13 protein-coding genes are annotated in these 19545 nt (G+C 54.0%); 11 read left to right on the top strand and 2 right to left on the bottom strand.

What is annotated here, in order from left to right; translation table 11 throughout:
- Positions 1-65 precede the first annotated feature (65 nt).
- The 6 genes from QZ554_RS02545 (at position 66) to QZ554_RS02520 (ending at position 5838) form a co-directional block, all read left to right on the top strand.
- Entirely contained in the window at positions 66-611 is a 546-nt protein-coding gene (locus tag QZ554_RS02545) for a DUF177 domain-containing protein (RefSeq protein WP_297194107.1), read from the top strand.
- A gap of 23 nt (positions 612-634) precedes the next feature.
- Complete coding sequence (gene rpmF / locus QZ554_RS02540; RefSeq protein ID WP_297176606.1) at positions 635-814, top strand: 50S ribosomal protein L32; 180 nt, start codon at positions 635-637, stop codon at positions 812-814.
- 136 nt (positions 815-950) lie between these two features.
- Positions 951-1952 carry a beta-ketoacyl-ACP synthase III gene (locus QZ554_RS02535; RefSeq protein WP_297194105.1) on the top strand — a complete coding sequence of 334 codons (1002 nt, stop codon included), beginning with the start codon at positions 951-953 and terminating at the stop codon, positions 1950-1952.
- An 89-nt stretch (positions 1953-2041) separates the two neighbouring features.
- On the top strand, positions 2042-2947 hold the full coding sequence (gene era / locus QZ554_RS02530; RefSeq protein ID WP_297176612.1) for a GTPase Era: 906 nt from the start codon (positions 2042-2044) through the stop codon (positions 2945-2947).
- A 38-nt stretch (positions 2948-2985) separates the two neighbouring features.
- Positions 2986-4296 (top strand): ribosome biogenesis GTPase Der, encoded by a 1311-nt coding sequence (gene der / locus QZ554_RS02525; RefSeq protein ID WP_297194103.1) that lies wholly within the window; start codon positions 2986-2988, stop codon positions 4294-4296.
- Positions 4297-4350: 54 nt separating this feature from the next.
- On the top strand, positions 4351-5838 hold the full coding sequence (locus tag QZ554_RS02520) for a DUF1266 domain-containing protein (RefSeq protein WP_297194101.1): 1488 nt from the start codon (positions 4351-4353) through the stop codon (positions 5836-5838).
- A gap of 122 nt (positions 5839-5960) precedes the next feature.
- Here QZ554_RS02520 and QZ554_RS02515 read toward each other — a convergent pair whose 3' ends face one another.
- Positions 5961-7088 (bottom strand): hypothetical protein, encoded by a 1128-nt coding sequence (locus QZ554_RS02515; RefSeq protein ID WP_297194099.1) that lies wholly within the window; start codon positions 7086-7088, stop codon positions 5961-5963.
- Between the two features lie 1000 nt (positions 7089-8088).
- Here QZ554_RS02515 and QZ554_RS02510 point away from each other — a divergent pair.
- The 5 genes from QZ554_RS02510 to QZ554_RS02490 all read left to right on the top strand — a co-directional run bounded on the left by QZ554_RS02510 (position 8089) and on the right by QZ554_RS02490 (position 18183).
- Complete coding sequence (locus tag QZ554_RS02510; RefSeq protein ID WP_297194097.1) at positions 8089-8307, top strand: hypothetical protein; 219 nt, start codon at positions 8089-8091, stop codon at positions 8305-8307.
- Positions 8307-10658, top strand: a complete 2352-nt coding sequence (locus QZ554_RS02505; RefSeq protein ID WP_297194095.1) for a hypothetical protein — start codon at positions 8307-8309, stop codon at positions 10656-10658. Before QZ554_RS02510 ends, QZ554_RS02505 begins: the two co-directional genes overlap by 1 nt.
- 739 nt (positions 10659-11397) lie before the next feature.
- On the top strand, positions 11398-13527 hold the full coding sequence (locus QZ554_RS02500; protein ID WP_297194093.1) for a glycoside hydrolase family 97 protein: 2130 nt from the start codon (positions 11398-11400) through the stop codon (positions 13525-13527).
- A gap of 92 nt (positions 13528-13619) precedes the next feature.
- Complete coding sequence (locus tag QZ554_RS02495) at positions 13620-16610, top strand: TonB-dependent receptor (protein ID WP_297194091.1); 2991 nt, start codon at positions 13620-13622, stop codon at positions 16608-16610.
- Between the two features lie 19 nt (positions 16611-16629).
- Positions 16630-18183 (top strand): RagB/SusD family nutrient uptake outer membrane protein, encoded by a 1554-nt coding sequence (locus QZ554_RS02490; RefSeq protein WP_297194090.1) that lies wholly within the window; start codon positions 16630-16632, stop codon positions 18181-18183.
- 135 nt (positions 18184-18318) lie between these two features.
- Here QZ554_RS02490 and fmt read toward each other — a convergent pair whose 3' ends face one another.
- Positions 18319-19269, bottom strand: coding sequence for a methionyl-tRNA formyltransferase (fmt, locus tag QZ554_RS02485; RefSeq protein WP_297194088.1), 951 nt, complete (start codon positions 19267-19269; stop codon positions 18319-18321).
- Positions 19270-19545 lie beyond the last annotated feature (276 nt).

Here is a 19545-nt window from a genome sequence, read left to right as displayed (position 1 = left end):
TGTAGGTATGGGGTCTTTTGTGTATCTTTGCGAAGATTTTTACGCTACCAGCTAGAGTATATCCGATGCATACCGACCAGTATAAGCTCAATCTAAGGACACTCGCCGCAGGGGATCACGAGTATTCATGGCTCCTTGAGGATAGGTACTTCCAGAGCATTGACTCCAATGGTATCACGGGTGGAGAGGTAGAGGTACACCTAGACCTTCGCCGTACGGGCGATGTCTTTAGCCTCGCCTTCAGCTACGATGGTGTGGTGGATACGACCTGCGACAGATGCCTTGACCCACTAGAGGTAGTGGTGGAGGCTGATAGGGAGCTGGTCGTAAAGTTTGGACAGGAGTACCTAGAGGAGAGCGACGAGATTCTTGTCGTGGGCGAGCAGGACGGTGTACTGGATCTAGAGTGGCTGATGTACGAGGATATTGTATTATCACTCCCCGTGCAACGCCTTCACGAAGACGGGCAATGCAACGATTCGATGCTCCAGATCATTCATAGCGTAGAGCCCGCAGAGCTCATAGAGGGAAGTGAGGGTGAGGGTATCACCCGTGATGAGGATGGTATAGATGAGCGCTGGGCAGCCCTCAAGGCACTAAAGAGAGATTAGTAATTCAAAACAAAAATAGATTTATGGCACATCCTAAAAGAAGACAGTCCAAGACACGTACCGCTAAGCGTCGTACCCACGACAAGGCAGCTATGCCTACGCTTGCTAAGTGCGCTAATTGCGGCGCATGGCACATCTACCACACCGTCTGTGGTGAGTGTGGCTACTACCGTGGCAAGCTAGCTCTGGAGCAGGCACAGTAGTACGTAGTCTGACAGACGAAGAGAGCCCCAAAGAGACCTTTGGGGCTTTTTTCGTATCTTCGTACCCGATATTTTTACAGACGCGAAGGGGCTTCAAGCTCTTCGATACAAAAGAAGTATATCAGAAATAAAAACTATGAGTGTCATCAACGCAGCTATTACGGCTGTAGGAGGTTATCTCCCCGAAGATAAGCTGACTAATGCCGACCTCGAGAAGATGGTCGATACGAATGATGAGTGGATCATGACCCGTGTAGGGATACGCGAACGCCGTATCCTGAAGGACCCCACCAAGGGGGCTTCGTATCTGGGTATCCAGGCGGTCAAGGATCTCTTCCAGCGTAATAACATCGATCCAGCGACGATCGATGGTATTATCCTCGCCACTAATACCCCTGACTACCACTTCCCCACGACCTCCTCGATCGTAGCCCATGAGACTGGCTGTGTGAATGCCTTCACCTTCGACCTACAGTCTGCCTGCCCTAGCTTCATCTACGCCCTAGAGGCTGGAGCGAACTACATCCGCTCGGGCCGCTACAAGCGTGTGCTCGTCATCGCTGCGGAGAAGATGTCGGCTGTCACGGACTATACAGACCGAGCTACCTGCCCTCTCTTCGGTGATGGTGCAGGCTGTGTCCTGCTTGAGCCCACCGAGGAGCACATGGGAGTGCTGGATGCTTACTTCCGTACCGATGGGGTGGGGAAGAGCAACCTCATCATGAAGGCTGGCGGCTCGGCTTGTCCCCCCTCGCACGAGACCGTAGATGCACGGATGCACTATGTCTATCAGGAGGGTGCTGCAGTCTTCAAGCAGGCCGTCAAGGGGATGTCCTCCAGCTGCCACCTCGTGATGGAGCGCAATGGCCTCAGCTACGACGATATCGCCTGGGTAGTACCTCACCAGGCCAACCTCCGTATCATCGACGCTGTAGCACGTGAGATGCAGGTGCCTATGGATCGTGTGATGATCAATATCGAGTACCGAGGCAACACCAGCTCGGCTACTATACCTATCTGTCTCTGGGAATTCGAGAAGAAGCTCCATAAGGGCGATAACCTCATCCTCACCTCCTTCGGTGCAGGCTTCACTTGGGGTGCCGTCTACGTCAAGTGGGCTTACGATCCTAAGAACTAAGTTACTCTCTAGGAGACCTTGCCTGTCCCCCACTGTGTGCGGGCGGGCAAGGTCTCTCCTTTCTATCCTACCCCTCACTTAGCACTCGGATGAGCGAAGTATCACCAAGTCCCCAGCACCGCTCGGGCTTCGTCAATATCGTAGGCAATCCCAACGTCGGGAAGTCTACCCTGATGAACCTCCTCGTGGGAGAGCGTGTCTCCATCATCACCTCCAAGGCTCAGACCACACGACACCGCATCATGGGGATCGTCAATACCCCTGAGCTACAGATCGTATATAGCGATACGCCCGGTGTGCTACGCCCGAACTACAAGCTACAGGAGAGTATGCTGGAGTTCTCCGAGTCTGCCCTAGGCGACGCTGATGTCCTACTCTACGTCACCGACACGGTGGAGACGGCCGACAAGAATGAGTTCTTCCTAGAGCGTGTACGAGGGGTGAAGTGCCCTCTGATCCTCATCATCAACAAGGTCGATCTCACGACTCAGGAGGCTCTGGTCTCTCTCGTAGATCGCTGGCATGAGGAGCTACCGAATGCAGAGATCATCCCTCTATCGGCACTCAATAACTTCAATGTAGAGCCTCTTCGCCGTCGCATTGAGTCGCTTATTCCTCCCTCTCCTCCTTACTTTGATAAGGATGCTTTGACCGATCGTCCTGCACGCTTCTTCGTGACAGAGATCATCCGAGAGAAGGTACTCCTCTACTATCAGAAGGAGATCCCCTATTCGGTGGAGGTCGTAGTAGAGTCCTTCAAGGAAGAAGACGATCGTATCCACATCCAGGCGCTCATCATTGCCGAGCGAGACAGCCAAAAGGGGATCATCATCGGGCATAAGGGGGCTGCTCTCAAGAAGGTAGGGACGATGGCCCGCCGAGATATGGAGCGTTTCTTTGAGAAGAAGATCTTCCTCGAGATCTTTGTCAAGGTCGAGAAGGACTGGCGCAATAGAGACAACCTCCTACGTGCCTATGGCTACCGCCTAGACTAGAAGTGTAGCTACACCCCAATAATACGAACAACAGCATTATGAGTCATCTAGTAGCAATCGTCGGACGTCCCAATGTGGGCAAGTCCACCCTCTTCAATCGCCTGACCCAGACCCGTGGGGCTATCGTCAGTGAGGAGGCAGGCACGACACGTGACAGGCAGTATGGCAAGGTCACCTGGCTCGACCGCGAGTTCTCTGTAGTGGATACAGGGGGCTGGGTCGTCGGTAGTGAGGATGTCTTCGAGGGCGAGATCAATAAGCAGGTAGAGATCGCTATGGAGGAGGCCGATGTCATCCTCTTCGTCGTAGACGTGGAGAATGGTATCACCGACCTCGATGATGAGGTGGCTGCCAAGCTCCGTAGATCCAAGAAGCCCGTCCTACTCGTTGCTAACAAGGCGGACAACTACGCTCAGCACTACGAGGCTGCCGAGTTCTATGCCTTCGGTCTCGGTGATCCTATGCCCATCTCTGCTATCAGTGGCAGTGGTACGGGTGACCTCCTAGATGCCATCATCAAGGAGCTCCCCGAGGGTACCTTCGTCGATGAGCCACTAGATGCTCCACGTATCGCTATAGTGGGACGCCCCAATGCAGGTAAGTCCTCTCTCGTCAATGCCTTCATCGGGGAGGAACGCAACATCGTGACCAACGTCGCTGGTACGACACGTGACTCCATCTATACGCACTACACGAAGTTCGGGATGAACTTCTACCTCGTAGATACCGCAGGTATCCGTAAGCGTGGCAAGGTGAACGAAGACCTAGAGTACTACTCTGTCATTCGCTCCATCCGAGCTATCGAGAGCGCAGATGTCTGTGTCCTCATGCTCGATGCCACACGTGGGATAGAGAGCCAAGACCTCAATATATTCTCCATCATTCAGAAGAATAGCAAGGGGCTCATCGTCTGTGTCAATAAGTGGGACCTCGTAGAGGACAAGAGTACGCAGGTCATCAAGACCTTTGAGCGTGCCATCCGTGAGCGTCTAGCTCCCTTCACTGACTTCCCTATTATCTTCATCTCGGCACTGACGAAGCAGCGTATCTTCAAGGTGCTCGAGGAGGTACAGCAGGTCTACGAGCGTCGTAGCAAGCGTATCCCTACGCACCAGCTCAACGAGGTCATGCTGCCCATCATCGAGGCTACTCCGCCCCCTGCTACCAAGGGTAAGTATATCAAGATCAAGTACGTCATGCAGCTCCCCACCGCCGTGCCTAGCTTCGCCTTCTTTGCTAACCTCCCGCAGTGGGTCAAGGAACCCTACAAACGTTTCCTCGAGAACCAGATACGAGCGCACTGGGACTTCTCCGGTACGCCTATCAATATCTTCATCAGAGAGAAGTAGCCCTCGTGGCTATTTCTCTCTTTTCGTTTACCTGCTAACCTTACTTACACCGATATGCAAAGCAAGTATACACTTTTGGCCAGTGCCTACTGTGCCCTATCTGTCCATCGCACGCAGGTCTCTAAGGACATCTTACGCTTCTCTCTACTAGAGACCAACCTCTACTTCACGGTCAAGAACCGTGAGGAGCTAGCTGCTGTCCTGAAGAAGAACTATGATATACGCAATCAGGATACCCTCATGGAGATGCTACAGAGTCTCGAGGAGGATAGCTATATCTACTACCCTGCGGCGCAGATCTTCTTCTCCATGTATCTCCAGTACGGGGATAGCCTGACCGACGAGGCTGTCCGAGCTAAGGCGCTAGAACACTATGGCTCATCGGCGGTCATCCGCCAGGCGATAGAACGCTTCCACGAGGGGGAGGTACCTGTCCTCTCCGATGATCCGAAGTCACTACCTCTCGTAGTGAGGGTGGGGAATAAGCTCCGTGAGTTCCTCTCTGAAGATAGCAAACTCGGCAAGCGTTACCTCGGCTTCTTCGCCAAGCATCGGGCACTACTCGAGGCTACGGATGGGCTCTTTGTACTAGGCTTTGACTACTCTCGTATGATCGAGATCATCACCTCCTCAGGGGACCTCGGCTATATCGATGAGGAGGTGCTCGCGGAGCTCCTAGAGCATGTCGGGGGGCATGCTGAGCGAGTCTTTGGCTCTTGGGTTACCTTCTGGGCAAGTGCCGTCGCAGGTAAGCTCTGGTCTGTGGAGGAGCAGGGGATTAAGGGGGATACGGTCAAGCCGGGCAATGAATATATCAGTACTGTCTATGGGCTGGTGACCTCACCTGCGCATCCCCTGACCTCCTTTGGGCTGTGGGAGGATAGTGATATGGAGGCTCTTCGTACTCTGCTCCAGCCCTATGTCGATCTACAGGCGGAGGCAAAGCTCGATGAGGAGGCGAGGGCTAATGGGGAGCGTCGTAATGACTACTTCCGCAAGAATGGCTTTGACCCAGAGATCGAGGGGCGAGCTTTACTCCTAGCTACCGAACTAGTCTTCCATCCGCTCGTACGCTCGGGACTCAACTACTACCTCGGCGAGGATCCCGTGGTGCGGGAGATCATCTTCCCTCTGGACGATGGAGGTAATCTAGGGATCTTTTGGTCTAGGGTGCATAAGTGGGCTCATAGGGTTGGCCTTACCTTCGAGGCAGACGAAGTCCCCTTCATGTATGCAGCCCGTCATATCTTCACCAACAAGCGTATCTACCGCATCCGACGTCGTGCGCTCTTCTTCTCCCGACTGGAGCAGATCGAGTGGCGGGAGGCAGCCTTTAGCTTCGAGGGTTCAGGAGCGGGGCTCATTGAGTGTAAGCTCGGGGGGCGCAAGTTTGCAGACCTCACCTTCAAGCCTGAGCGCATTGGCAAGACCAAGATTGGGGAGCTCCTCATCATGTCTCGGGAGGAGGTAGAGACTGCGCTGGCAGAAGACCTCACGGCACTACGTGCGCTCTTCGACAGCCTTATCGCAAAGCTCTCCTAGCGACTTTTATAACTAGACAATAAAGGACTAAGCCCCCTGAGCCTACGAGTGGCTCAGGGGGCTTAGTCTTTTCTGATGCTTGGGGCTGTGCCCCCTTTGGTGTCGGGCGGACTGCCCTTAGCTTACTTCAGCTTCGCTACGTGCGGTACTTTGGTGAAGGTGCCTTCGTAGTCGCAGGTGAGGGTGTAGAGATTCTTCGTGTGGGGGAAGATGAGTGTCCCTCGGACTCGATACTTGTCACCGCCGAGGGCATCGACACGGAGCTTACTCCCCTCGAGGAGCTTGGGTAGGAGTGGGTTGCCCATGAATTCCCTCTTTTCCCCATCCTTAATGAAGGTGATAGCCCATCCTAGTTCCTTGGCCTGCTCCTTTGTATTCTCTACGGTGAGGGGGATCTCTGTGCCTAGGAGGTTCTCCGGCAGACGTATGTAGAGAGCTTCGGTGAGCTTCTCGTAGTCGGCATCGTTGGGGGCTGCGGGCAGGAGCAGGAGCTCGGTGAGTTTCTTACCCTTGGCGAGCTTGGAGACGAAGGAGGTCTTGACGTAGGAGGCATCATAGGTGAGCTTCTGAGGCTCTACCTGCTTGTATTCCCTCAGGTCATCGGTGGGGAGGAAGCCCGCCCCCCCGACAGCGCAACTGCCTAGGTAGTTGACATCAATGGTGTGGGTCTTCCCTGTGGCATCGTCATAGACGAGGTGTAGCTTGACCCTGAAGGTATTGATCCACTCGTTCTCGACCGTGAGGGTGAGGGTGCTTCCCTTCTTGGCACGGCTCTCACCGTTCCTCCCGAAGATCTTCTCCTTAGATGAGGCTCCCTCACGTAGTAGTACAGTCCAGGGACTGGTGGTAGGGTCGGCAGGAGCGAGGTCGATCTCTTGCCCCTTGAGGGTCCGAGGGATAGAGATATAGATGTATTCGGGCTGCTCTTGTAGGTGTCCTGAGCCTGCGGTGGGCTCTGCTGGGAGGAAGCCGAGGCTGTAGGGGGGATTGAGTCCAAATTGCAGGTTGAAGAAGGCTGCGAGCTTGATCTTCTTCACGACACCGTCGGTGATGATGCTGTTAGCACGTAGGGCCTCTTCTTCACGCTTCTTCCGTGCTTCTTCTTCCTGTTGCTTGCGTAGCTGCTCCTGACGTACTCGGTCGAGGTCCTCGTTCTTCTTGCTTCGGCAGGCGGTGAATGTGAGTCCTGCTGTTAGGATGAGTGAGAGGACAAAGAGGCTTGGTACTCGTGGAGACAGATGTGATTTCATTCTGTAATATAGTATTGGGGTAAATGGGGGAGTGTCTCTCCTCCTGGGGTGCAAAGGTACGCAATCTCCAGTAAAGGCCTTTGCTCGCTCGGTTTGCTGTCCTATCAGTGGCCTTGGATGGGGTGGGTAGATCTGCCCTCCTAACGCTCTCTTTATCAGCTGTTCCGAGAGGGGCAAAACGTTCATACCGAGAGCGTGAGTGCGCTCTCGGTATGAACGTCCCAATCACCTATGTAAGGTGACGGAGGCGCTCTTACCGAGAACGCAAGTGCGAACATTATATGTTCGTTCTCGTCACCTATGTAAGGTGATGAGAGGCTCGCTACTGAGGACTATTTTGAGCCAATATTGATCCTTCTATACTTTGCTCAAGATGAGACTCCTACCATAGATGTGGAGAGATATCCCTAGCTGCTACATTACTCATTGTCTATCGGTAGCCCCTTTTATCTCCAGTCTTGTGCCTACGGGTGGGGTGTGCAGATGTGCAATGTAATGTGCGGTATTTGCTTTTCCCGATATCTTTTTTTATGTTTGCGGGAGATGGGCGAAACATGTCCGTCATCGTAGCACTAACAACTACACCTTATGAGAAAATTAATTCTCAGCATGACCTCTTCCTACTACTAGGAAGTGTCTCTTGCTTCACAGCAGGAGCAAAGCCCGTCAAGATTACGACCACTTGTGGCACAGTTACTTGGACTGATACAGACCTGTGTGAAGGATCTGATGAGGACAAGTACTTGGCTCTCGTAGAGCTAGCCCTAATCCTAGAGAAGTCTGATTGTCAAAAGGAAGCTGGGGGAGCTGTGGTGATGTAGTCTCTACTATGCCGATGGACACCCCAAGATTGGGTATCCCCAGCCTCCGATAGACGGAGCAACCTACTAACGCAGATTCTAGAAGGGAGAGGATGATATGCAGGATAGTTGTTCTCTCTCTTCATTTAACCTTACATACCCGCCACTATATGAGACCGACAAGAAGTATAAAGAGTCTAGTGTACATACTCACCAGCCTCATTGCTCTACTCCCCCTTGGGGCGCAGAATGGGACGCTGAGTGGTGCGCAGGATCTGCTGCAGCAGATCTATGGTACGAGGAAACTCAACGAGTCTGATACCATCAAGAAGCAGGTCTTAGAGCCTTCACAGTACAAAGCCATCTACGAGCTACGCTCACCCTTCACCCGGGTGATCACACTCTCTCCCTCGCCCTGATGGGCTATCGGAAGCGTGAACTCCTACTCTCCAGTCCCGAGCTATCGGTAGCTCAGCCCACCCTAAGTCTGGAGGTCGAGGAGGTCAAGCTACGTGAGGTCTACGTCAGAGCTACCCCTATCACTTCACGAGGAGATACCCTGAGCTATCGAGTCAAGGCCTTCGCTGGAGCCCAGGATAGGTATATCGAGGATATACTGAAGAAGCTCCCAGGTATGCAGGTCGGAGAGAAGGGGCAGATCATGTATCAGGGCAAGCCCATCGACCGGTTCTATATCGAGGGGCAGGATCCTCTAGGGATGAACTATAACCAAGCCAGTCGCAATCTCCCTGCTGAGGCTGTCGATCGAATCGAGGTCATCGAGCATAATCAGCACAAGCGTATCCTCCAGGGGAAGGTCGTCGGGGAGTATGCCGCACTAAATATACGCCTGAATAAGCAGGCTCTCTTTCGTCCCTTCGGAGAGCTGACGGGCGGTATGGGCCTTGAGCTCCCACTCTGGATGGGTAAGGCCTTCCTCATGCAGGTCTCCCCTAGCAACCAACTCATCACCAACCTTAAGGGGAACAACACAGGGCTGGAGCTAGCCACAGATTTTGTCGAGCATGCCTCTCCCTACCCAGAGGAGGATTACCTCTCCCTGCCCCTCATGATCCTCCGTTCCTCAGGAGGGGGAGTGCCCCCACTCAGTGAGCCTCGCTATCTACGAAATAGGGCTCTTAGCTGGGGCGTGAATGACCTACAGAAGATCGGTCGGTATGGGAGCCTTCGCCTCAATGCCCTAGGCTATCATGATCGTACTAGAGGCGAGTCTTCGCAGTCCATCCACTACTTAGGGAGTCAGCCCTATGTCCTCCATGAGACCTCGAGCCTCACAGCTAAGCCGAATTACTACCGAGCAGCTCTACGCTATGAGCACAATGCACCGGGTCTCTTCCTCCTGGCAGACATGCTATACAGCGCCCAGGGGAGGACTAGTCAGGAGGATCTCCTCTCCGATCGTAAGGTCTATCGGCTAACCCTTCGCCAGCGTCCTCAGTGGCTACAAGCCAACCTCCAGGGTAATGTGGATCTAGGGGGGACGCTCATCAGCCTGAAGTCCTCCACCCGAGGCTATACCGCAGGCGAACGGCTCTCAGGCTGGCAACGGGATCCGATGGGTATAGAGACGGCCCTCACCACGAGGCGTAGGGTGAGCCAGTTCGCTACGACGAATAGTGCCCAGATGGGCTTTGCCCTCGGCCGTGTCACTCTACAGACAGGGCTCCTAGCTCGGGTGATCTGTAATAGCTATGGAGAGCGTGAGATCCTCTCCTCGAGTGATAATAGCTATAACCAGCTGACCATAGGGCTCAATAGCTCTCTGGGCTATGGTTCGTCTGGCGTGAATGTCTCGTTCTCCTGTCCCCTATACTATCAGGCTGATAGGCTTAGACTGGGGCATCGGCTGGATAGACGATCCTACCTATATCTAGCTCCTAGTCTCTCCCTAAATCTCCCCCTTTCTCAGTATAGCACACTACATCTCTCGGGGGGCTATCAATCCACCCCTGATATAGACGACTACTATAGCACCGAGGTAATCCGTCGTGGCTACCGCTCCTATACACAGAGCCTACAGCAGCTCTACTATCGACATGTGCTGAATGGAGCTGTACGCCTGACCTATCGTGATCCGCTCAAGATGCTCTTTACCTATGTACGGCTTAGCTACCGGCAGACGGCTCATAGCTACCTATGTGATATACGTCTCCTTCCCGAGCAGACCTTGAGTATTCCTATAGATACAGCCTATAGGCACCGGAGCTATTCGGTGCAGGGTGTACTAGATAAGGCTATCCCGCACTGGGCACTTACCCTACGTGCCGAGCTAGGATACACGCATAACAGGCACCTCACTGCATTGGCAGAGCGCATATACACTGTGCGTAGTGATAATCTCCTCTCTATGCTCACTCTGCGCTGGAGTAGGATCAGAGCTCTCTCGGCGAGCTACTCTGTAGGGTTCGGTAGCCTCTGGTATCACCGCTTGGGCATGGAGCCCCATCCTAGTCTCCGTCTGGAGCAGGAGCTGAAGCTGACCAGTACACTCAGCAAGAGCCTTAGCCTCTCAGCTCTCCTCCAGCATACTATGGGGGAGGGTATAGGTCAGGGCTATAGGCATACCCTCTTCTGTGATATCCGAGCCGACTGGGCTGTGAGCAAACGAATCAAGCTGGCTGGAAGCCTGACGAACCTCTGGAATGAGCGGAGCTATACCCTCACAAGTATCTCTATCACGCAGCTCGAGCACTATTCCCTCCCATTACGCCCACGGGAATTTGTCCTCTCGTGCTCCATCCGACTATAACTCCTGACACCATATTATATATAGGGCTCAGGATATAGGCATAGATGGAAGATCATAGGACTGAGGGGATGTGCTCCACGTCCCTAGGCTTAGACCCGAATAGTCGCTTGACTTGCGGAGAAATTCCCCTTGTGAAGTACTCTTCATACTTGCCCTCTAGGGCTTGTTCTCTCCTCCCTTATTTGCTTGTAGTCTGTTGTACTACTTGGGTCTCCATAGCTTGGTGTGGAGAAGTGTCGTGGGGCAGTGTGCTGTGGCGTATGCTGAGTGGTATCTGATGTGAGGGTATATATTATAGGAGTGGAGGGGGAGAGATTTGTAGATTATAGGGGGCTTCTTACTTAGATTTCCTTTCCTTTTTTCTCTTTCCTTTGCTTATGAGGGTGTGAGGTCCCTCTTCTGGATAAGGGATAGGGGGAGGTGGATAGGTAGTGTGTTATCTAAGTGGCTTAGTACGTGGGTGATGGTGTGGGCTGTGTATATGTCTTTACTATAGAAAAGGTGTGGGGTGGAATAGTGATTTTGTTTATTCGTTGGGTGTGTGTTGGTGACTTTTTGAGGAAGAATGTGGAATAAAGCCATCCTTCCTTAAAATGTTTAATAAATCCACTTTATTTCTAGGCGTTTAATTGTTATATTTGCACAGCCTAAAGAGCTCGCAAAGTAATATTTCCTGATAGGTAGAGCTTGGGCGATAAGATAGGTAAAACAATAGTTATCACTAATAATTTAAGAGCAAATGAAGCTAGCAAAGCATTGGATCGCCGCTTGTGCCCTACTCTTGGCCTCGGGCTGGAGTGCACTGGCACAGACGATCAGCTCGCCCAAGGGAGGGCTACAGCTCCACTTCTCGCTGACGAACGAGGGCGTACCGACCTACCGCCTATCCTTCGCTAATGGAGAGGAGATCATCCGACAGAGCCGTCTAGGCCTGGAGATGACCGATGGGAAGAAGTCTTTTGATAAGGATCTCGAGGTCACGGGCACGAAGGAGTCTACCTTCGATGAGACGTGGACACCCGTATGGGGCGAAGTGAAGCAGATCCGCAACCACTATAATGAGCTCCTCGTAGAACTAAAGAAGAAGTCCAATGGCGATCCTATTGCCATCCGCTTCCGTCTCTTCGATGACGGGCTAGGCTTCCGCTATGAGTTCCCCGGGGGGAAGGATCGAAACTTCTATGTGGTCAAGCGTGAGCTCTCGGAGTTCGCTATGACAGGTGACCACAAGGCACACTGGATCCCTGGCGACTACGACACCGAGGAGTACGACTACCAGCATAGCCGCCTCTCGGAGATCCGTGGACTCTTCGACAAGGCATTCACCGAGAATTGCTCTCAGAAGGCCTTCTCCAAGACGGGTGTGCAGACTCCGCTGATGCTCAAGACGGATAAGGGTGTGTACATCAACCTCCACGAGGCAGCCCTCATTGACTTCCCTGCGATCAACCTCGAGCTGGATGACAAGAACATGGTCTTCCACGTAGAGCTTACCCCTGACGCACAGGGCAATCGTGGGCACATCGAGGCACCCTTCAACACCCCTTGGCGTACGGCTATCGTCAGCCGTGATGCTCGAGACATCCTAGCCTCCAAGCTCACGTACAACCTCAATGAACCCTGCGCCTACGAGACCACCGACTGGATCAAGCCTATTAAGTATGTAGGGGTCTGGTGGGAGATGATCACGGGCAAGAGCACCTGGGCCTACACCGACGACCTACCCTATGTGAAGATCGGCAAGACCGATTACTCCAAGGTGAAGCCTAACGGCAAGCACGCTGCCAACACCCAGCACGTCAAGGAATACATCGACTTCGCCGCCAAGCACGGCTTCGATGCCGTCCTCGTCGAAGGGTGGAACATCGGCTGGGAAGACTGGTTCGGCAATAGCAAGGATCGTGTCTTTGACTTTGTCACCCCTTACCCTGACTTCGATGTCGCTGAGCTCCGTGACTATGCTCGGAGCAAGGGCGTGAAGATTATCATGCACCACGAGACCTCTAGCTCGGTCACGAACTATGAGCGTCACATGGAGAAGGCCTACAAGTTCATGGTCGATAACGGCTACTCCGCCGTCAAGAGTGGCTACGTAGGCAATATCATCCCCCGAGGAGAGTACCACTACGGCCAGAGCATGGTCAATCACTACCTCCACGCTGTCAAGGAGGCGGCTAAGCACAAGATCTCGGTCAATGCACACGAGTCTGTCCACATGACCGGTCTTAGCCGTACCTACCCCAACCTCATCGCACAGGAGTCGGCACGTGGGCAGGAGTATCAGGCCTTCGGGGGCAGCAAGCCCAACCACCTGACTGTCCTCCCCTTCACCCGCCTCATCGGTGGCCCGATGGACTATACCCCAGGTATCTTCCAGATGGACATCAGCAAGTACAACCCCGATAACAACTCCCACGTCAATACGACCATCTGTAACCAGCTCGCCTGCTACGTCACGATGTACAGCCCGCTGCAGATGGCTGCCGACCTACCCGAGGTGTACGAGAAGCACATGGATGCCTTCCAGTTCATCAAGGACGTCGCAGTAGACTGGGACGACACGAAGATCATCGAGGCTGAGCCAGGTGAGTACATCACGATCGCTCGTAAGGCGAAGAACTCCGACAACTGGTTCGTCGGTAACGTCGCAGGCTACGAAGGTCACAAGACGAACCTCACCCTCGACTTCCTCGACGCAGGTAAGACCTACATCGCTACGATCTACGCAGACGGCAAGAACGCTAACTACAAGACCAACCCCGAGGTGTACACCATCCGCAAGGTGAAGGTCAAGAAGGGCAGCAAGCTCAGCCTACAGTCTGCTCCTGGTGGTGGCTTCGCCATCTCCATCCTCCCCGCTAGCAAGTAAACTATAGCCTTGGGCTACCCCATATCGGTAGAGCACTATGCCCTCCTATGGGGTAGCCCAATCCATTATTCACAATAAACAGAGTACGTAAAATGAATAAGATTTTACGCCTTATCACCCTCTGTCTTGCCCTCATGGCCTTTGCAATCCCATCCTTCGCACAGGAGATCCAGGTCACAGGACAGGTCGTGGATGATAAGGGAGAAGAGATCATAGGTGCCGCTGTCAAGGTCAAGGAGACCGCACAGGGGGTCATCACAGATATCAACGGGAACTTCACGCTCAAAGCGCCGAAGAATGGTCACCTCATCATCTCCTTCCTAGGTTATACGCCACAGACTATTAGTCTGGCTACAGCAACTCTTCCCCTCAAGGTAGTGCTCGCAGAAAGTGCTAAGTCACTGAAGGAAGTCGTCGTCATCGGCTACGGCTCGATGCAGAAGAAGGACCTCACGGGTTCTATAGCTAGTATCAACGAGAAGAACTTCCAGAAGGGAGCTATCTCCACCGCTAGTGACCTCCTCGTAGGGAAGGTCGCTGGGGTACAGATCACCCCTGATGGCTCGCCAGGTGCTGGTGGTCGTATCCGTATCCGTGGGGGTGCTTCGCTCAACGCTAGTAACGACCCACTAATAGTCATCGATGGAGTGCCCATCGAGAACTCCGCCGTCTCGGGTGCTCCTAGCATCCTGAGTTCGCTCAACCCTCAGGACATCGCCTCCATGAACGTCCTGAAGGATGCCTCTGCTACCGCTATCTACGGCTCTCGTGCCTCCAACGGGGTCATCATGATCACCACCAAGCGTGGTAAGGTAGGACAGAAGACCCAGATAGCTGTATCCGTACAGAACTCCCTCTCACAGCCCGCTCGCTACGTGAACGTCCTCTCGGCTAACGACTACCGAGCCCTCATCCAGCGTATCTCTCCCTCCTCCGTCAGCAAGCTCGGCTCTGCCAGCACCGACTGGCAGCGTGAGATCTATCAGCTGGCCTATGGAGGTGACTATAATATCAGCGTGAGTGGTGCTACTGGCAAGCTCCCCTATCGTGTCTCTGCGGGCTTCTACCATCAGGAGGGTGTCCTCAAGACGGATAAGATGAACCGCTTCAGTGGGGATATTAGTCTTAACCCTCGTCTCCTGGACAACCACCTCTCCATCGACGCAAGTGTCAAGCTCTCGGCTACGCACAACCGCTTCGCTAACAAGGAGGCTATCGGTGCAGCTGTACAGTTTGACCCCACACGCCCAGTCCGTGATAGCGATCCTAAGTTTGCCCCCTACGGAGGCTACTGGACACAGCTAGACGGGACAAACCTCCAGAAGCTCGCTCCCAAGAACCCTGTTGCTCTACTTGAGCAGAAGGATGATGTGAGTGATGTCTTCCGTACCATCAGCAACCTCAAGCTCGACTACAAGGTCCACTTCCTCCCCGAGCTCAAGCTGAACATGAACCTCGGCTACGACTATGCTTCGGGTAAGGGCCATGTGATCATCCCCGAGAACTCCTCCCTCGAGTGGCAACGCTTCACCCTCAAGACCACGGGTCAGCCCGATGTACTCAAGAGCGGTAAGAACAACACCTACGAGCAGCAGAAGCGCAGCTTGCTCTTCGACTTCTACGCCAACTATGCCAAGGAGCTACAGAGCCTTCACAGCCGAATAGACGTCATGGCTGGGTACTCCTATCAGGACTGGAAGACGAACGTGCACAACATGCCCGACTACACCTACGACAAGACAATCGTCTCTAAGCCCGTCTTCGAGTACGACTACCCACAGAATACGCTGGTATCCTTCTACGGACGTCTGAATTACAGCCTGCTAGATCGCTACCTCTTCACCGCTACGGTGCGTGCCGATGGCTCTTCACGCTTCAGCAAGGACAACCGCTGGGGTATCTTCCCTGCTCTTGCCCTAGCTTGGCGCATCAAGGAGGAGTCCTTCCTCAAGAATGTCTCTTGGATCGATGACCTCAAGCTCCGCTTGGGCTACGGCGTCACAGGGCAGCAGGATGGTATCGGGAACTACAACTACCTCGCCTTCTACTCCCTCAGCACCAACACCAATCGCTATCAGCTAGGCAATACCTTCTACAACATGATGCGTCCCATTGCCTACGATGAGAACATACACTGGGAGCAGACAGCTACCTACAACGCAGGACTTGACTTCAGCTTCATCAAGGGTCGTCTCTCCGGTACTCTAGACTTCTACGAGAAGCGTACGACCGACCTACTCAACGAGATCCCAACACCTGCAGGTGCTAACTTCTCGAACCGTATCCTCACCAACGTCGGTAACATCACCAGTAAGGGCTTTGAGCTCGCTATCAGTGCTACCCCCGTCCAGACGAAGAGATTTACGTGGGATGTAAGCTATAATATTAGCTCCAACAGCACGCGTATCACTAAGCTCAATGCTGTCGATGTCCCCGGCTACCAGGGCGTACCTACCGGTGGTGTCACTGGGGGGACAGGTACCACGGTGCAGATTCACTCCGTGGGCTATGCGCCTAGCACCTTCTTCGTCTACAAGCAGAAGTATGACGCTGCGGGTAAGCCTCTGGAAGGTCAGTACGAAGACCTCAACAATGATGGTGTCATCAACGAGCAGGACAAGTACCGTGCGCATAACCCCGAGCCTAAGGTACTCATGGGGCTATCTACCACGCTGACCTTCGACCGCTGGAGCCTATCGACCTCCCTACGTGGTAGCATCGGCAACTACATCTACGACAATGTATCCTCCCTCATGGCGACCCATCAGGCGGTACTGAACTCTGGGAACTACTTCCGTAACACAACCCCCGAGATCAACAAGTCGGACTTCCAGAACAACAACGACAAGCAGTTCATCTCCGACTACTACCTCCACAAGGCATCTTTCGTGAAGATGGACAACCTCACCCTCGGCTATGACTTCGGTCGTATCCTCGGCAAGGCGTCGCTAAGGGCTTCGGCTACGGTGCAGAATGTCTTCACCCTCTCCCCCTACAAGGGGCTAGATCCAGAGCGGTCAATTGACTTCAGCCTCTACCCTATCCCTCGTACCTATTCACTCAATCTCTCCCTCACTCTCTAATCCCTAGCTAATCATGAGTATGAATAAGAAGATGCTCCGAGGCACACTCACCCTCGGGCTCCTAGGAGTACTAGGACTTAGCTCCTGCACGAAGGACTTAGATCGCTTCCCCACCAATGGGGACACTGCCCCACGTGTCTACGACTCTCCGGAGAAGACCCTTCAGGCCTTCGCCAAGGTTTATGGAGCTTTCGCCCTCACAGGGAATGGGGATGGTGGTGACATCGCTGGTATAGACGAGGGGACGAGTGACTTCCTCCGTGGTCTCTTCAACCTCCAGGAGCTCCCCTCCGAGAGTGCTATCTGTGCTTGGGGGGATGGCGGTGTACCTGACCTGCATGCGATCTCTTGGTCGGCCTCGAATCCCATCATTAGAGGCTTCTACTACCGCTCGATCTATCAGATCAAGCTCGCCTCAGAGTTCCTCAAGAACACTGCGGACAAGTCCAGTGATGCTACGATCAAGACCTATCGTGCCGAGGCTCGCTTCCTGCGTGCCTACCAGTACTGGGTGCTGATGGACCTCTTTGGGAATCCTCCCTTCATCGATGAATCGACTCCTACGGGGAAGGTTTACCCTCGCCAGATCTCACGCTCCGAGCTATTCAGCTATGTAGAGAGTGAGCTAAAGGCAATCGAGAGTGACCTCATGGAGCCCAAGGCTAACGAGTATGGTCGTGCAGACAAGGCTGCAGCCTGGGCACTGCTCTCCCGCCTCTACCTCAATGCTGAGGTCTACACGGGCACTGAGCGATATGCCGATGCAGCTACCTATGCCGAGCGAGTCATCTCCTCGAACAAGTACTCCCTGCACACCAAGTACGAGAACCTCTTCCTCGCAGACAACAACCTGAACAATCCCGAGGTACTCCTCTCCATCAACTACGATGGTACCAGCTCGCAGAACTGGGGTGGGATGACCTTCCTCGTCAATAGCTCTACTTCGGCAGATGCTAAGACGGCTACGGGTAAGAACATGGGTGTCGGTGGTGGCTGGGCTGGTAACCGTGCCACCAAGGCGCTCCTTGACCTCTTTGGCTCAAATACCGCCACTGATTCTCGCTGTCTGATGAAGGCTACTACGCCAGTGATCTCGGACGTCACGAAGTTCGATCAGGGTGTCTACGTCTATAAGTTCCGCAACGTCACCAGCGCAGGTGCCAACGGCAGCAACGGTGACCACTGCGACACGGACTTCCCTCTCTTCCGTCTCTCAGAGCTGTATCTCAACTATGCTGAGGCCGCCATCCGTGGCAAGGCTGACGGCACAAAGGGTCTCCAGTATCTCAATCTCATCCGTGCTCGTGCCTATGGCAACGCTACGGGCAACTACACCGCTCTGCCTAGCCTAGATGAGCTACTCAATGAGCGTGGCCGTGAGTTCTACTGGGAGGCACAGCGCCGTACCGATCTGATCCGCTTCGGCAAGTTCACCTCTGCGACCTACCTCTGGCCGTGGAAGGGTGGTGTAGCTACTGGTAAGGGCTTAGATGCCTATCGCACCCTCTATCCGATCCCATCGGATGACCTGCAGGCTAACCCAGAGAAGCTCCGTCAGAATCCTGGCTACTAGCCCGCATTCATCCCTCTAAATGACTTATCGCCCCTACCATCCTCGTGATGGTAGGGGCGATAAGTCATTTAGAGGGGTTGTGTCGTCCTCACGGGCGGGGTAGCCCGCTATCGTGGCTGGTAGGCGATATGTCTACTAGCGCAGGCCGTTAAGGTAGGCTGCGGCGGGCATAGCCTTCTTGCCTGGGGGCTGTAGCGTCTTGATCTCGAGGAGTCCATCAAGGGTCGCCACAGCGAGCCTTCCCTTGGGGAGCAGTACGAGTGTACCAGCAGGAGGTGCTGGTGTCCCCTCGGGATAGGATAGGGGGGCACTCTCTAGGATCTTGAAGGCGGTGGGGGGATGCCCCTCGAAGGTAAGCGTTGCCCAAGCAGCTGGGTAGGGGCTAAGGCCTCGAACCTGATTGTGCAGGGCATTCGTCGGACGATCCCAGTGAAGCTCGGTATTCTCCTTCGTGAGCTTGGGGGCAGGAGTAGGGGCTTCGTCTACGGAGCTCTGCGGGATGCCCTCGGGCTCTTTGTCCTGTAGGAAGAGGTCTACGGTCTTCACTAGGGTCTCTGCCCCTACGTGCATGAGGGTGTCGTGGATCTTACCCACGTTGTCTTCGGGTGCTATGGGGAGGCGAGCCTGCAGTAGGAGGTCACCCGTGTCGAGCTCGTGACGGAGGCGGAAGGTCGTGACCCCCGTCTCCTGATCCCCGTTGATAATCGCCCAGTGGATGGGGGCTGCCCCACGGTAGCGGGGCAAGAGCGAGCCATGCAGGTTAATCGTACCGAAGCGAGGTAGGCTCCAGACGATCTCGGGGAGCATTCGGAAGGCTACCACCACCCCGAGGTCGGGGGCGAGCTCATGTAGCCGTTGGATGAAGGCTTCATCCCGCAGACGCTCGGGCTGTAGTACCTCTAGACCTACCTCTCGAGCGTAGGTCTTGATGCTACTCTCACGGAGCTTATGTCCCCGTCCTGCGGGCTTGTCGGGCATAGTGACGACGACCACGACGTTGTAGCCCTGCTCGACGAGGGCTTGGAGGGAGGGCAGGGCGAAGTCTGCCGTAGCAAGGTATAGGATGCGAAGTTGTTCTTTATTCATCTAGTCAATAAATCTCTATACTGGTCTAGCAAAGGTACTAAGAAGCAGGCAGAGTACCACCTCTACCAGCAGGTGTCGCAGGGCCAACACATGGAATGACTATAGTGCGAGGATAGAGTAGTTGAGGAGCATATACCAAGGATAGAAGCATCTGCATACTAAGTATATAAGCCCCCATTGTGTACCTGCTACTTAGGAGGAGCGAGTATACACGTGTGTACACAATAGTGTACTCACGTGTATACATCTGTGTACACGCGTGTACACTACCTCGCT

It is taken from the genome of uncultured Porphyromonas sp., assembly GCF_915070105.1.
Classification (GTDB): Bacteria; Bacteroidota; Bacteroidia; order Bacteroidales; family Porphyromonadaceae; genus Porphyromonas.
Note: the sequence above shows the minus strand (reverse complement) of the source record. Positions and strands in the feature narration are given on the sequence as shown.